This is a genomic window from Solimonas sp. SE-A11 (genome assembly GCF_030345715.1).
Lineage (GTDB): Bacteria > Pseudomonadota > Gammaproteobacteria > Nevskiales > Nevskiaceae > Solimonas_A.
Genome location: NZ_JAUASX010000011.1, coordinates 107,426 through 121,342, shown reverse-complemented (window position 1 = coordinate 121,342; position 13,917 = coordinate 107,426). Strand labels below are relative to the sequence as shown.

The window sequence follows — 13,917 nt, the reverse complement described above, 5'->3', positions numbered from 1 at the left end:
CAGGCGCCGTCCCCAAGGGCTGACTGTTATCCCCTAACTTCAGGGGCGCCATCCATGGCGAGGCAGGGGCTACCCGATTGCACCCCGGCCCGGCCATCCATGGCCGGGCGTTCGGCCTCGCAGGCGATGACATTTAGTCATCGCCAAAGCGCGAAACCTCACCCGACGTAGACCTCGAAGGCGGACTTCGGCGAACCGCATTCCGGGCACATCCAGTCGTCCGGCAGGTCCTCGAAGGAAGTACCGGCGGCGATGCCGGCATCGGGCATGCCGACGGCCGGGTCATAGATGTAGCCGCAAATCACACAAATCCACTTTTCCATCTAGGCAGCCTTCCTGGCCGCTTCGACGTTGGTCTTCACCAGCAGGCGGTTGATGCGCCGCGCGTTGTGGTGGTTGTAGTCGTATTCCACGTCTCCATTGCCGTTGACCAGCTCGGCGTTGGGGAAGCGCTTCATCAGTTCCTGGATCATCAGGCCGCCCTGCACCCGCACCAGGTAGGTGCCGATGCAGAAGTGGGCGCCGGCGCCGAACACCAGGTTGCCGTCGAGGCGGCGCTGGATGTCGAGCTTGCGCGGCTCCTGCCACTTGGCGTCGTCCATCCAGGCGGCAGTGAGGTTGATCAGCACCGACTGGCCCTTCTTGAACTGCTGCCCACGCCACTCCAGGTCCTCGGCCACGAAACGGAACTGCGGGGTCTTGCCGAAGGCGCCGTAGCGCAGCAGCTCGATGATGGCGTTCTCCATCAGCTCCGGCTTCTGCCGCAGCAGCTGGTACTGGTCCGGATTGGAGAGCAGGCCCTGGATGGCGTAGGTGTGCAGGTCGGTGGCGGTGTCGGAGCCGGCCACGATCACGGCCTGGATCACCGAGACGATCTGGTAGTCGTTGAGCGTATCGCCGTTGTCGGAGGCCGCCACCAGCTGGCCGACGAAGTCGTCGCCCGGATGCGGCAGCGCGCGGCGCTCCTTGATCAGGTCCAGGAAGTACTGGAAGCCCGGCAGGGTGTCCTGCATCGCCTTCTCGCGCTCCTTGAGCGGCAGGTTGATGCGGGTGGACTTGACCACGCTCACGGCGAAGTCGTGGAAGAAGGTCTCCATGTTGGTGGGCACGCCGACCATGCGTGAGATGGAGCGCACCGGCAGCTTCTCCGCGATCATGCTGAAGGCGTCGAACTGGTCGGGCGTGCCAATCTCGTCGAAGCACTGCGTGATGAGATCACGGATCTTGGCGTCGATCTTGGCCATCACGGGCTTGGAGAAGGCCGGCATGGTCAGCTTGCGCAGGCGCAGGTGCTGCAAGGGGTCCACCGCGAACAGGCCGGCATCGATGGCACGCTCGAAGTGGTTCTGCTGCTCCACCGGCTTGGGCGGCGGCGCGAACTCCCAGTGCTTGTAGTTGGTGGAGAAGCGGTTGTCCTTGAGCATGTCCATCAGCGCCTCGTGGCTGCTGACGACCCACATGCTCAGGTCCTTGTGCCAGGCGACCGGGAACTCCTTCACCAGCTTGTCCCAGGTGGCCCAGGGCGAGCGGATGAAGTCGCGGGAGTACGGGTTGAAGATCTTGCCGTCGATCTCGATGCGTGCTGGCGTGGTGCTGGCGCTCATGTGAAATCTCCTCGGTGGTTCAGGGCTTGCCGCTGCCCTTGCGCTGGATGGGCACGGCTCTGTCGGCCGCTGGTGTCGCAAGAAGGTCTGCCGGCAGGGTCTCGCCGCGCGCGGCGGCGACGCCGGCCAGCAGGCTGCGGACGGTGAAGCGCCACTGCGCGATGCCGGGATCGACGAACTGCGGATAGGCGCGGCGCACCAAAGGCAGTTCGTCGTCGTCGCGCGCACCGAGCACGCGGCGCGTCTCGATCTTCCAGGGCTCGCCCGCCGCCTCGGCGGCACGGTTGCCGGTCATGCCGGTGGCAGTGCCGACCACCACGGTACCCAAGGCATGAAACAGGCTCACGCCCTCGTCGATGCTGAAGCCATGCCGCGTGATCACGCCGAGGAACTGCTCCAGCAGGTCCACCTCGGCATGCGGGCCCAGGCGGCCGCGCTGCAGCTCGGTGATGAGCTGCGGCTCCGCCAGGAAGGACTGCAGCAGCGTCTCGGCGTACTGCAGCGCCACCTCGGACCAGTGTGCGGACGCCGCCGCCGGCGCCTGGCGGCGCAGCATCAGCTCGAAGCTGGCCAGGCGCAGCAGTTCGTCGCGCGTGCCGACATGGCGGTACAGCGTGGCCAGGCCGATGCCGAGCTGGTCGGCCACCTGCTTGAGCGAGAGGTTGTCCAGGCCCAGTTCCAGGGCCACGGCGACGATCTGCGGCACGGTGACGCTGGGCGGCCGGCCTACACGCGGTGCCGCCTGCCCCCTGCCTGCCTTGATCGCCGCGCCGCCGCTCATGTGCCGGCCCTGACCCCAATACGAGAATTATTTTGCGAATATATTCTCGAAATTGACCGAAAACAACAGGGTCGGGCTTTCCCGGCCCTTTTATTCACTCAATTCATGGCCTTAGATGATTGGCCCGTAGACCCAGGCGAACAGGTCTAGCAGGAACAGCACGATCATGCTGACCGCCGAGGCCTCCATGAAGGCGCGCGAGGCGCTCCAGCGCTCACCCTGGGCGCCAGCGAAGTCGTCCTCGTCCATGCGGTAGATGTTGGGAAAGCTGACCAGGAAATACAGCATGTAGCAGACCGAGCCGATGCTGAGCATGCGCGCCATGTCCACGTACCAGACGTGCTGCTTGATGCCCTCGTTGACGTAGAAGAAGGTCTCGGCCCAGGCGAAGAAGAAGGCCGTGACCGCCACCGTCAGCGCCCACAGCAGCTTGCGCAGCAGCGGGCTGACGTTGGGGGTGAGCGTGCGCACGCGGCGCATGATCACGACCGAGGCGGTGTGGTACACCACGAAGAACGCGATGGCGTTCAGGTACATGCTCGGCGGGATCTTCTGGAAGGTCTCGCGCGCGGTGGCTTCGTCCGGCCCCAGCAGGAAGGAGTCGAAATACAGCGTCACCTCGGGGAAGTTATAGCGCAGCCCCAGGATCTGGAAGAAGTACTCGGTATGGAAGTAGGTGGCCCAGAACACGTAGGTGGACATGTACACGTTGTACTTGAGCCAGTAGCTTTCCACCGCCGGCACGCCGCTGTTGCGGCGCAGCCACCAGGGCAGCAGCAGGCAGTACGGCACCCACATCAGGAAATTCTGGACGATGTTCCAGAAATTGCCGGTATCCAGCCAGCCCATCTGCTGGACCACGGTGTTGAAGACGATGAACACCGGCAGGAACAGCAGGAAGAATTTCTCGCCCCAGGCCTTGTCGGGATTGCGCGAGAACCAGTAGCCGGGGATGCGGCCCGAGGAGGCCGTGGAGGATGCGGTGGCGGTGTTCATGCGCCCCCCTGCGATGCGGGCGCTTCGGCCTTGACGCTGTTGCAGATCTGGAACAGCTGCGAGCCCTTGGGGTAGCCGACATACTGCGTCAGGAAGACCGCCACGGCGTCGAGCTGGGCATGCGTCAGCTCGCCACGCAGCAGGGCGGAGCGCAGCTGGATGGCCAGCGTGCCGGCCTCGCCCTGCGCGGCGATGGCGCCGATCAGCAACAGGCGCCGGTCACGGATCGACAGGGTCTCGTCCGCCCACAGCGTGCCGAACAGCGTCTCCAGCATGTAGTCGATGAAGGGACTCTCGCCCTCCCCGGCCGGCAGCGGCACCTTGCCGCAATAGACCTCGTTGAACAGCTCCACGCCTTTCTTGCGGTCGTAACGACTCATGGTTCTCTCCTCCGGCCCGGCTCGCTCAGGTTTCCTGCTCGGCGAGCACGGCCTGCATGTTGTCGCGCAGGTCATGCACGGTCCACTTCTTGTTGCTGTTGTGGAACAGGCGGGTATCGACCTGTGCGCGGTCGGTGTAGAACTGCGAGTACCAGCGGCGCAGCTTGGCGATGGGCCCGTCGGACGCGCAGAGCGTGGGCTCAGGGCGGTAGAGCTTGCGCTCCCAGATGTAGACGTCTTCCATGAAGGCCTGGTACGAGGCCTCGCAGTAGCCCTGTGCCGCGGCCTCCAGATGTTCCGGCGGGAAGTTGTCGGCATTGGCCTTCACGATCACGCCGAACCAGTACTCGATGGTGCTCTCGTCGATCGGGCACCAGGCGGTGAGGATCGCGGAGTCGAACATCTTGGAGTCCTGCGTCTGCCAGGTGTACTGGTAGGCCGGGCCGAAGGTCAGCGAGCGCACGTAGAGCTTGTCGTCCTGCGCGTCGGCCGCCAAGCGCGTGTGCTTGCCCCACATCAGCTCGCCGGTCATGTGGCCGTCCCAGACCGGCAGCCAGGTGTCCACGTCGTAGCCGTGGATCGGCAGCAGGTGGCCCTTGTCCACGGTGTTCTCGATCACCTCGCGCGGATGCGTCTTGATGGTGATCTGGAAGCGGCGCCAGCCCTTGGTCCAGCCCTTGGCGTTGAAATCCTCCAGCGGCAGGATGTCGTAGTCCGGCTCGCCGCCCTCGGGGTCGAACCAGATCAGCACGGTGTCGTTGATCTCCAGCGTCTTGAAGGCGCGGGTCTTGGCCTTGGCCGGGATGCTGGCGCAGTACGGGATCTTCACGCACTTGCCCGTGTCGCCGTGGTACTGCCAGTTGTGGAACGGGCACTGCAGCTCGTTGCCGAAGACCTTGCCGGCGGACAGATCGGCGCCCAAGTGGGGGCAGAAGGCGTCCAGGCAGCGGATCTTGCCATCCTCGCCGCGGAAGAACGCCAGGCGCATGCCGAAGTAGTCGCGCGGCACCGGCTCGCCCTGGGGAAATTCGTCGCTCCAGCCCACCATGTGCCAACCGCGCGCGTAGCGCGGCGAGCCGTCCGCATGCCGCGGAATAGTGATGAGGTTGCGCTGCGCCGTGGCGGCGGAACTGCGCCGCAGGGTCTCAGCCTTGGCGTTCAGGTCCCCGCCCTTCCTGTTGTCCGTTTCCATTGTCTTGTCCTCTCCAGAACCCGGTTATCGTCCAGAAACATTTCTTGGACAATGTTTTTTGGAGCATGGCGCTGCCGGCCTGCCCGGTTCATCCCCCGACTGCGGTAGAAATGACCGGCGGCGGGGCTAAGATGAGGCTGACCGAGCTACCGGAGTCCCCCATGCCTATCTCCCTGCGCGCCCTGCCATTGCTGCTCTGCCTGGCCGGCCTGCCGGCCTTTGCCTCGGCACCCGGCAACTGCACCGAGACCATCAAGCAGGGCCGTTCCGGCGGCCTGATCAGCTTCCAGTCCGAGGCGCATGCCCGCGAACTGCTGGGCACGGAAGCCGGGCGCTACTGCCGCGACCTCGGCGACCCCACGATCACGGAAATCCGCTGCAGCCACGATGCGTCGCGGGACCAGGCCGTCGTGTCCTCGGAGGGTGGCAAGCCGCTGATGCTGGAGCGCCGCGAGCGCTGGTATTGCTCAGGCGAAATCCGTTGCGCACTGCCGGAGAAGCGCTGCGGCACGGCGGCGCCAGCACACTGATACTGCCTTCAGGGTAGAACCCGCCCCGGGGGCGCGGGTTAGGATTCTGCATGCACTACCGTTCCCTGCGCCCCCTGCTGGCCCTTGGCCTGCTGCCCCTGCCCCTGTCCGCCGCCCTCGCCGAAGAGGCGCCGACGCCCCTGCCGCCGGTGGTCGTCGTCGGCATGCCCTCGCCGCGCCCCGAGCTGGAGGCGCCGGCCGCCATCGGCCGTGTCGATACCGAGGACCTGGCCTGGACCCAGGCCGGCATCGGGCTGTCCGAAAGCCTGGTGCGCGTGCCGGGCCTGACCGCGCGCAACCGCCAGAACTACGCGCAGGACCTGCAGATCCAGAGCCGTGGCTTCGGCGCGCGCTCCAGCTTCGGTGTGCGCGGCATCCAGCTGCGGCTCGACGGCATCCCGCTGACGGCGCCGGACGGCCAGGGCCAGCCCTCGAGCCTGTCAGTGACCTCGCTGGATCACATCGAGGTGCTGCGCGGGCCGCTGGCCTATCCCTATGGCAATGCCTCCGGCGGCGTGATCGCTGCGTTCTCGGCTCCGCCGCCCGCGGCGCTGACCTTCGGCAGCCGCGTGGTGATGGGCAGCGACGACACCTGGCGCGCTTCGGCCTCCGCCGCCGGGCAGGCGCTGGACGGCAAGCTCGGCTATCGCGTCGAGGGACTGCGCTTCATGACCGACGGCTATCGCGAGCACAGTGCCGCACGCCGCGACCAGGTGGCGGCAACGGCCAGCTGGCAGATCGACGAGACCAAGCGCCTGGGCCTGGTGTTCAACAGCCTGTCGCAGCCCGACGCGCAGGACCCGCTGGGCTTGAGCCGCGCGCAGTACGAGGCAAACCCGCGCCAGGTAGACCCCGGTGCCAACACCTTCAACACGCGCAAGAGCCTCAACGACCGCATCGGCGGCCTGCGCTACGAACAGCAGCTCGCCAATGGCGACAGCCTGGAGCTTGTGACCTACGGCAGTTCACGCGCGGTGCGACAGTTCCAGTCGATCCCGGTCAACACCCAGCAGACACAGCCGCGGAATTCCGGCGGCGTGATTGACCTGGAGCGCGTGGGCTACGGCAGCGACGGCCGCTATAACTGGAAGCTGTCGCGCGGCACGCTCAGCGCCGGCCTGCAGCTGCAGTCGCTGAAGGAGAACCGCAAGGGCTACGAGAACTTCATCGGCGCCACCACCGGCGTGCTGGGCGCTCTGCGGCGCGACGAGGACAACCAGGTCGACAGCTTCGACCAGTTCCTGTCGGCCGACTGGGCGCTGTCGGAGCGCTGGACCGTGCTGGGCGCGCTGCGCCGCAGCGAGGTGGAGTTCGAGTCGGAGGACCATTACATCGTCGGCGCCAACCCCAACGACAGCGGCGACAAGCGCTACAGCGCCACCACGCCGGCGCTGGCCCTGCGCTACGCCTGGAGCGCGGCCAGCAGCGTCTACGGCAGCTGGGGCCGTGCCTTCGAGACGCCGACCTTCACCGAGCTGTCCTACAAGCCGGATGGCAGCGGCGGTCTCAACCTGGACCTGCGCGCCTCGCGCAGCCAGACCTTCGAGCTAGGCTGGAAGCGCGCCCTGCCGCGTGGCGGCCTGTTCACGCTGGCGCTGTTCGACACGAGCGCGGAGGATGACATCGTGCCCGCCGTCAACAGCGGCGGCCGGGCCAGTTTCCAGAATGCAGATACACAGCGACGCGGCGCGGAGGCCGGCCTGACGCTGCGGGTCCTGGGCGACTGGTCGCTGCAGCTGGCCGCGGACTACATCGACGCCGAGTTCGCCGAGACCTTCAGCTATGTCTCCGGCGGCGTCACCCGGACGGTAACCAAAGGCAACCGTGTCCCGGGCATCGCGCGCCACAACGCCTGGGTGGAACTGGCCTGGCGCCGCGCCCTGCCCGGCTGGTCGGCTGCCGTGGATCTGCGCCATTCCGGCGCGGTACCGGTCAACGATCTCAACAGCGACGAGGCCGAATCCTACCGCGTGCTCAACGCCCGCCTGGGCTGGCTGCGCCCTTACGGCCGCGGCAGCTTAGGCGCCTTCGTGCGCGTGGACAATTTGTTGGACAAGACCTACGCGGGCTCGGTGATCGTCAACGAGGGCAACAGCCGTTTCTTCGAACCTGCGCCGGACCGCAGCTGGTTCGCGGGCGTGGAGATGAATTTCATGCCTTAGGGCCGGAGTGCCTCGGGCGGGATAGAATCCGGCCTCACCTCTCTCGCGATGCTCCATGACCGTCACCCTCGGCGATGAACTGGCAAGGCTGGGCTGGAACGCCGCGCTGACGACGGCACTGGAGCAGTTGCCGCCGGTGCCGGGCCGGCCGGTGCGGATCGTCGAGCAGCATCGTAGCGAGTACCGTGTCAGCGATGGCGAGCGCGAGTTCAGCGCTCGCACCCATCCCGCGCTGCATCAGGCGCTGACCAAGGCAGATGACGGCATCGCGGTGGGCGACTGGGCGCGCTACCAGGACGAGGGTAACTGGCTGACCCAACTCGTGCCCCGCCGCAGCCTGCTGCAGCGCACGCGCCAGGACGGCCGCCGCCAGCGGCTGGTGGCCAATGTCGATACCGCGCTGCTGGTGATGGGCATGGACGGCGACTACAGCCCCGAGCGCCTGCTGCGCTACCGCCTGATGGCCGTGGCCAGCAACGTGACTCCGGTGCTGGTACTGACCAAGCTCGATCGCGCGCCGGACGCCACCGCACAGCGCCGAGAAATCGCCAGCCTCGCGCCCGACACCGCTGTGATCGCACTCGACGCGCGCAGCCCGCAGGTACCGGAGCTGCTGGCTCCCTGGCTCGCCGCGGGGCAGACGCTGGCATTGTTCGGCTCCTCCGGCGTCGGCAAGTCCACGCTGATGAACAACCTGCTCGGGGTAGATGCGCAGCGCACCGGTGCCACCCAGGACCACCAGGACGACCTGGGCCGGCACACCACCACGGCCCGCTTCCTGCGGCGGCTGCCTGGCGGCGCCTGCCTGATCGACACGCCGGGGCTGCGCGAGCTCAAGCTGTCGGAGAAGCAGGCCAAGGCCGAAGATGATTTTGCCGATGTACGGCAACTGGCGGCCCAATGCCGCTTCAGCGACTGCAAGCATCAGCGCGAGCCGGGATGCGCGGTGCAGCGCGATCTGCCGCCGCAGCGCATCGCGGCCTGGCGCGACAGCCTGGTGCCGAAGAAGCCGGAGAGGAAGCCCGGCAAGTTCGGGCGCAAGTCCTAGAGAAACCCTGAAGAGGTTACCGCTCGCCCTGAGCCTGTCGAAGGGCGAGCGGTAACTCGTTGACCGGCGCAGGAAAAGTCCGCCCGCGCTTCGACAGGCTCAGCGCGAACGGACTTTTTCAGGGCTTCCCTGGGGCATCCCCAGGGCGTCGTAGCCCGGATGCAGCGTGCAGCTAGGACTTCTTCCCCAGCATCGCCTTAAGGTCCGCAAACGGATTGCCGGTCGCCACTGTCTGGGTGTTCTCACCCGTAGCCTTGCGCCCATCGTTGTCGGTGTAGCGCGAGTGCTCGTTGTCGTGGCAATACAGGCACAGCAGCTCCCAATTGCTGCCGTCCTCGGGGTTGTAGTCGTGGTTGTGATTCCTGTGGTGCACGGTCAGCTCGCGCAGGTTGGTGCGCGTGAACTCGCGCGCGCAGCGGCCGCAAACCCAGGGGTACATCTTCAACGCGCGCTCGCGATAGCCGGCGTCGCGCTGCGCGGCATTGCGCTGGGCGTCGGCGACGATCTGGTCGAGCCTGGCGTCGTTGATCGTGGTTCTCTTGATGACCATATGAGCAGCCCCTGCTAAACGGCTCGGGCACGGCGCTTGGGCTTGGCAGCCACGTCCTGGATGCGGCGCCAGGGCTGAGCCCCTTCCAGCGCGTAGGCCAACTCCAGCAGCGTGCGCTCATCGCCATGCGCCGCCGATAGCTGCACGCCGATCGGCAAGCCTTCCGCACTGGTGCCCATGGGCAGCGAGATGCCGGGGCTGCCGCAGGCGTTGTTCAGCGGGGTGAAGGACACGTAGCGCAGCAGGCGGTCGAACAACGGCCCGAACTCCTGTTTCGGCGACAGGTGGCCAAGCTTGGGCGTGACGTGCGCCAGCACTGGCGACAGCACGGCGTCGTAGCCGCGGATGCCCTTGGCGTATTGCTCCTGGGACTTGCGCAGGCGGTACAGCATCAGCGGCGTGCGGTAGATGCCGCGCCGGTACATGTCCGCCAGGCCCCGGCTGAGGTTGTCGATCTGGGTGGCGTCGAAGCCGGGCGCCACCGTCTTTTCGCCGAAGCGGGAGACGAAGAAGGCCAGCATGCCCCAGTAGAGGCTGAAGTCGTCGGCGAAGGAAGGCTTCACCGGCAACTGCATTTCCTCCACGCGGTGCCCCAGGCTTTCCAGCAGCCGGGCGGTGGCCATGACGGCCTCGCGCGTCTCGGCGTCGGTGGCGTGGCCGTTGATGGAATCCAGCACCAGGCCGATGCGCAGGCCACGCTTGCCCGGCCCCTCCACCAGGCCCACGGGCTTGAGCTTGCGGTTGCGCCAGGTGCCTTCCATGCCGGCGAAGAAGTGCGCGGTGTCGCGCACGCTGCGCGTCACCACGCCTTCGGAGACGATGTTCACCGGCAGGCTGCGGGCCTGCTCACCGTCGATGAAGCGACCACGCGTGGGCTTGAGGCCCACCAGGCCACAGCAGGCGGCAGGAATGCGGATGGAGCCGCCGCCGTCATTGGCGTGGGCAATGGGCACCACGCCTGCCGCCACCAGGGCCGCCGCACCACCGGAGGAAGCGCCGCTGGAGTATTCGGTCTGCCAGGGGTTCAGCGTCGGCTCCTGGCGAATGAACTCGGTGGTGGCATTGAAGCCGAACTCCGGCAGGCGGCTCTTGCCCAGCACGGTGAAGCCCTGGGCCAGGTACTGCGCGGCAAAAGCCCCGTCCTTGGCGGCGAGCCGCGAGGGCACGGCATCCGAGCCGTGGCGCGTGGGCATGCCGTTGACGTCGGTATTGTCCTTGACGAAGGTCGGTACACCACAGAAGGCGCCGGCACGCGGAATACGCCGCAGCGCCAGCTCGTAGGCCTCGTACTCCACCGCATTGAGCGCACCCACGGCCTGCGCACGGGCGATGGCGGCGGTGGCGACCTCGCGGGCGCCCAGCTCGCCGCTGCGGATCAGGCGCGACAGGGCCACGGCATCGTGATCGGCCAGGATGTCGTCACGAAAGGCGTGCAGGGTCGTCGGGGTCTTGGCGGGCATGCGTCAGCGGCCGGATGAAGGGGAGGCCGCACTATAGCCGGGGCTCCGCCATTCGTCCGCTGTCGCTGATCCCCAGGCCACGGCAAAGCCATCCGGACGAGCTAAGATCGCCCATCTCATTTCCGGAGGCCGCCATGGCCCATGTCCTGCTGATCATCGAACAGCCCGGCTGGCGCCAGGGCCGCAGCGCGGAGCAGAAGCAGCTGCACCAGCAGTTGATGGAGAACTTCGGCGGCGAGCTGCAGGCCCGAGGCGTACTGAAGGCCGCAGAATCCCTGCTGCCCACGCACCGGCAGGCGCTGCGTATCGAGACCCGCGACGGCCAGCGCCGCCAGTTCGACGGCCCTTTCGCCGAGGCCAAGGAAATGATCGGCGGCTTCTTCCTGCTGGAATGCAGCCGCGACGAGGCGCTGGCCATCGCCCAGGCCTGCCCGGCGGCGGAATGGGCCACGGTGGAGCTGCGCGAGACCGGGGTCTGCTCGGAAAGCTAGTCTCGGTTACTTCTGGAAGAACCCCAGTTTCGCCGAGCCCTTGATCTCGACCTTTTGGGCCACGACTTCGCGCGTCTCGCTGTCTTCGATCCAGACAGCGGAATATTCAGGCGTGAGTTGCCCTTTGACTTCATAGTTCCGGCTAGCCACTGGGGCGAATTCGATATCGCCTTTGACCTCGTAGACCTCCTGGACTATCGAAAGAATGGGAGCGGCATAGTGGGTGCGCCCCTTGATGGTAAAAACCGCGGCCTGAGCAGGCACCGCACGCCCAATCACCGCTGGCCGCATGACCATGCCCCGGCCATGATTGCTCTCGACGGTAGCTCCGATGCTGTCGCCTATCTTCTGCCCATTCACATGGGACACAACGAAGAAATCCACTTTCGTCGAATCGTGGACCGTTGCCGAATCGCGCACGGCAGCCAGCGGTCCGATGTAGTCCTTCGGAACAGGATTGTGGGTGCAAGCCCCCAACGCCAACGCGAGCAACATCACTGCCAGTGGTTTCACCGTCATCTCCCTTCGATCTCCTAATTCTAGAGGCTGCGTGCCCTGCAGCAAGCCAAATCCGGCTCAATTGGAGAAGCAGGAAGGGGATGCGGGTATTTCTACCGGCCCCACCAATGGGGGGCGTCTGAATTTACCAGTCTCCTGGAGCACACGTGGTCCTATGATCCCCGCCAAGAGGGGATCACATGAAAACCATAATCAGGGCCTCAGGCCTGGTGGCTGCCGCGTTGCTGGCGGCCTGCAGCAGCAGTGACGGCGTCGGCACTTCCTTGGACGAGAGCGGCCTGCCGCGGGATGCCTATGCGGTGGACGACACCGCCTGCCCGGCGCCGCGCTGCTTCGAGTTCGCGGTGCCGCTGCCGGCGGGCGTCAACATCACCGACAACCGTGTCCGCGTGATCCTGCCCGAGGGTTACGCGACCTCCGGCAAGCGCTATCCCCTGCTCTACCTGCTGCACGATGCGCCGGGCGACTACACGTCCTGGACGCGCCTGGGCAAGGCCATGGAATACCTCAGGGACCTGGAGGTGATCGGGGTCATGCCCGACGGCGGCGGCGGACATGCCGGCTGGTATTCCGACTGGGAGGACGGCTCCTTCCAATGGGAGACCTATCATCTCGACGTGATGATGCCCTTCGTCGAACAGCGTGTGCGCGGGCTGGGCGACGGGCATCGCGCGGTCGCCGGCCCGTCCATGGGCGGCTACGGCTCCATGATCTACTCGGCGAAGTATCCGGGGATGTTCAAGGCGGCGGCGTCCTTCTCCTCGCCGGTGGACTTCCTGCACCTGGACCGCATCAGCGCGCTCTACAGCTTCCTCGGCAATCCCATCGCCGGCACGCCCAATGGCCCGATCTGGGGTAACCCGGTGACGAACTGGGCCCGCTGGCAGGAGCAGGACCCCGGCACCAACGTCGCCGGCATGGCCGGCATGCGTGTCCTGATCAGCAGCGGCAACGGCCTGCCGGGCGGCCCGAACGGCCTGGCCTCGCCGCCGTTCTACGTGATCGAGCCGCTGGTGCTGCTGCAAAGCATGGCGCTGGCGCAGACCACGCAAGCCGCCGGCGTGGATACGCGCACGCTGTTCTACGGCCCGGGCTACCACGACTGGCCCTGCTTCCTCGACGGCTTCGAATGGGCGCTGCCGCAGATGATGGAGGTCATCGCGCCGGCCCGCTGAAGCGACGGCGAACGATGCCTTACCATGGTGCATCCCACCCCTGGAGACGCGCCGTGAAAGCCGCCATCGTCGATGCCTTCGACCGCGTACCCCGCTATGGCGACATCGCGGCGCCCGTTCCGCAGGCCGGCGAGGTGCTGGTCTCCACCCGCGCCGCCGCCCTGAGCCAGCTGGTGCGCGCGCATGCCTCGGGCAAGCACTACAGCGCCGGCAAGACCCTGCCGCTGGTGCCGGGCGCCGACGGCGTGGGCCGGCTGCCGGACGGCCAGCGTGTGTACTTCGCCTTTCCGCGCGCGCCGATCGGCGCGATGGCGCAACAGGTGGCGGTCAAGGCCAGCCAGTGCGTGGCACTGCCGGACGACATCGACGACGTGACCGCCGCCGCCATGGCCAACCCCGGCATGTCGTCCTGGGCGGCACTGGAAGCCCGCGCGCATTTCCAGCGCGGCGAGGCCGTGCTGGTCAATGGCGCCGCCGGCACCTCGGGCCGGCTGGCGATCCAGATTGCCAAGTACCTGGGCGCCTCGCGCATCGTCGCCACCGCGCGCAAGCCGGAGACCGAGGCGGAGCTGCGCAGTCTGGGCGCCACCGACTTCGTCTGCCTGGAGCAAACGCAGGAATCACTGACCGCCGCCTTCCGCGAACAGATCCGCCTGGGCGTGGACGTGGTACTGGACTATCTCTGGGGACCGCCCGCGGCAGCGATCATCGACGCCAACGCCGGGCACGGCAGCGGCGAAGCCGCGCGGCGCGTGCGCTTCGTCAACATCGGCTCCATGGCAGGCGCCTCGCTGCCGATCAATGCCGGCGTGCTGCGCAGCTCCGGCCTGGAGATGAGCGGCAGCGGCCTGGGCAGCGTGTCCAACGAGGGCCTGGTGCAGATCGTCGGCAAGCTGCTGCGCGCAGCCGGGCCGGCGGGCTTGCGCATCGACGCCACGCCGGTGCCGCTGGCCGACGTGGAGGGCGCCTGGAACAGCGCAGCCGCCGACCGCATCGTGTTCACCTGCTGACCGTCCGGCCAGGCGGCAT

At 67.0% G+C, this 13,917-nt stretch carries 15 protein-coding genes; 6 read left to right on the top strand and 9 right to left on the bottom strand.

Annotated elements, in window-relative coordinates:
* Positions 1-158: 158 nt before the first annotated feature.
* The 6 genes from QT386_RS13980 to QT386_RS13955 all read right to left on the bottom strand — a co-directional run bounded on the left by QT386_RS13980 (position 159) and on the right by QT386_RS13955 (position 4,953).
* Positions 159-323 (bottom strand): rubredoxin, encoded by a 165-nt coding sequence (locus QT386_RS13980; protein ID WP_289274395.1) that lies wholly within the window; start codon positions 321-323, stop codon positions 159-161.
* The gene (locus tag QT386_RS13975; protein ID WP_289274394.1) at positions 324-1,604 is read right to left on the bottom strand and encodes a cytochrome P450; all 1,281 of its coding nucleotides are present in this window, start codon (positions 1,602-1,604) and stop codon (positions 324-326) included.
* A 19-nt stretch (positions 1,605-1,623) separates the two neighbouring features.
* Positions 1,624-2,385: a TetR/AcrR family transcriptional regulator gene (locus QT386_RS13970; RefSeq protein ID WP_289274393.1), complete on the bottom strand. Its 762-nt coding sequence runs from the start codon at positions 2,383-2,385 to the stop codon at positions 1,624-1,626.
* 111 nt (positions 2,386-2,496) lie between these two features.
* Positions 2,497-3,381 carry a hypothetical protein gene (locus tag QT386_RS13965; protein ID WP_289274392.1) on the bottom strand — a complete coding sequence of 295 codons (885 nt, stop codon included), beginning with the start codon at positions 3,379-3,381 and terminating at the stop codon, positions 2,497-2,499.
* Positions 3,378-3,761, bottom strand: coding sequence for a carboxymuconolactone decarboxylase family protein (locus QT386_RS13960; RefSeq protein WP_289274391.1), 384 nt, complete (start codon positions 3,759-3,761; stop codon positions 3,378-3,380). The genes QT386_RS13965 and QT386_RS13960 overlap by 4 nt, the downstream gene beginning before the upstream one ends.
* A gap of 25 nt (positions 3,762-3,786) precedes the next feature.
* Entirely contained in the window at positions 3,787-4,953 is a 1,167-nt protein-coding gene (locus QT386_RS13955; RefSeq protein WP_289274390.1) for a Rieske 2Fe-2S domain-containing protein, read from the bottom strand.
* A 161-nt stretch (positions 4,954-5,114) separates the two neighbouring features.
* Between QT386_RS13955 and QT386_RS13950 the strand changes: the two genes are divergently transcribed.
* The 3 genes from QT386_RS13950 to rsgA are packed head-to-tail and all read left to right on the top strand — an operon-like array spanning position 5,115 to position 8,693.
* Positions 5,115-5,483 carry a hypothetical protein gene (locus QT386_RS13950; protein WP_289274389.1) on the top strand — a complete coding sequence of 123 codons (369 nt, stop codon included), beginning with the start codon at positions 5,115-5,117 and terminating at the stop codon, positions 5,481-5,483.
* A 50-nt stretch (positions 5,484-5,533) separates the two neighbouring features.
* Positions 5,534-7,645: a TonB-dependent receptor gene (locus QT386_RS13945; RefSeq protein ID WP_289274388.1), complete on the top strand. Its 2,112-nt coding sequence runs from the start codon at positions 5,534-5,536 to the stop codon at positions 7,643-7,645.
* A 55-nt stretch (positions 7,646-7,700) separates the two neighbouring features.
* On the top strand, positions 7,701-8,693 hold the full coding sequence (gene rsgA, locus QT386_RS13940; RefSeq protein ID WP_289274387.1) for a ribosome small subunit-dependent GTPase A: 993 nt from the start codon (positions 7,701-7,703) through the stop codon (positions 8,691-8,693).
* Positions 8,694-8,865: 172 nt separating this feature from the next.
* Here the strand turns inward: rsgA and QT386_RS13935 are convergent, their stop codons facing one another.
* Together QT386_RS13935 and QT386_RS13930 are read right to left on the bottom strand one after the other, a co-directional pair.
* Positions 8,866-9,243: a YajD family HNH nuclease gene (locus QT386_RS13935; protein WP_289274386.1), complete on the bottom strand. Its 378-nt coding sequence runs from the start codon at positions 9,241-9,243 to the stop codon at positions 8,866-8,868.
* Between the two features lie 14 nt (positions 9,244-9,257).
* On the bottom strand, positions 9,258-10,703 hold the full coding sequence (locus QT386_RS13930) for an amidase (RefSeq protein ID WP_289274385.1): 1,446 nt from the start codon (positions 10,701-10,703) through the stop codon (positions 9,258-9,260).
* Positions 10,704-10,837: 134 nt separating this feature from the next.
* Here QT386_RS13930 and QT386_RS13925 point away from each other — a divergent pair, with 134 nt between their 5' ends.
* Positions 10,838-11,194, top strand: a complete 357-nt coding sequence (locus QT386_RS13925) for a YciI family protein (RefSeq protein WP_289274384.1) — start codon at positions 10,838-10,840, stop codon at positions 11,192-11,194.
* Positions 11,195-11,200: 6 nt separating this feature from the next.
* Here QT386_RS13925 and QT386_RS13920 read toward each other — a convergent pair whose 3' ends face one another.
* Positions 11,201-11,713 carry a hypothetical protein gene (locus QT386_RS13920; RefSeq protein ID WP_289274383.1) on the bottom strand — a complete coding sequence of 171 codons (513 nt, stop codon included), beginning with the start codon at positions 11,711-11,713 and terminating at the stop codon, positions 11,201-11,203.
* Between the two features lie 179 nt (positions 11,714-11,892).
* Here QT386_RS13920 and QT386_RS13915 point away from each other — a divergent pair, with 179 nt between their 5' ends.
* Complete coding sequence (locus QT386_RS13915) at positions 11,893-12,888, top strand: alpha/beta hydrolase family protein (protein WP_289274382.1); 996 nt, start codon at positions 11,893-11,895, stop codon at positions 12,886-12,888.
* 53 nt (positions 12,889-12,941) lie between these two features.
* Positions 12,942-13,898 (top strand): zinc-binding alcohol dehydrogenase family protein, encoded by a 957-nt coding sequence (locus tag QT386_RS23450; RefSeq protein ID WP_289274381.1) that lies wholly within the window; start codon positions 12,942-12,944, stop codon positions 13,896-13,898.
* Positions 13,899-13,917 lie beyond the last annotated feature (19 nt).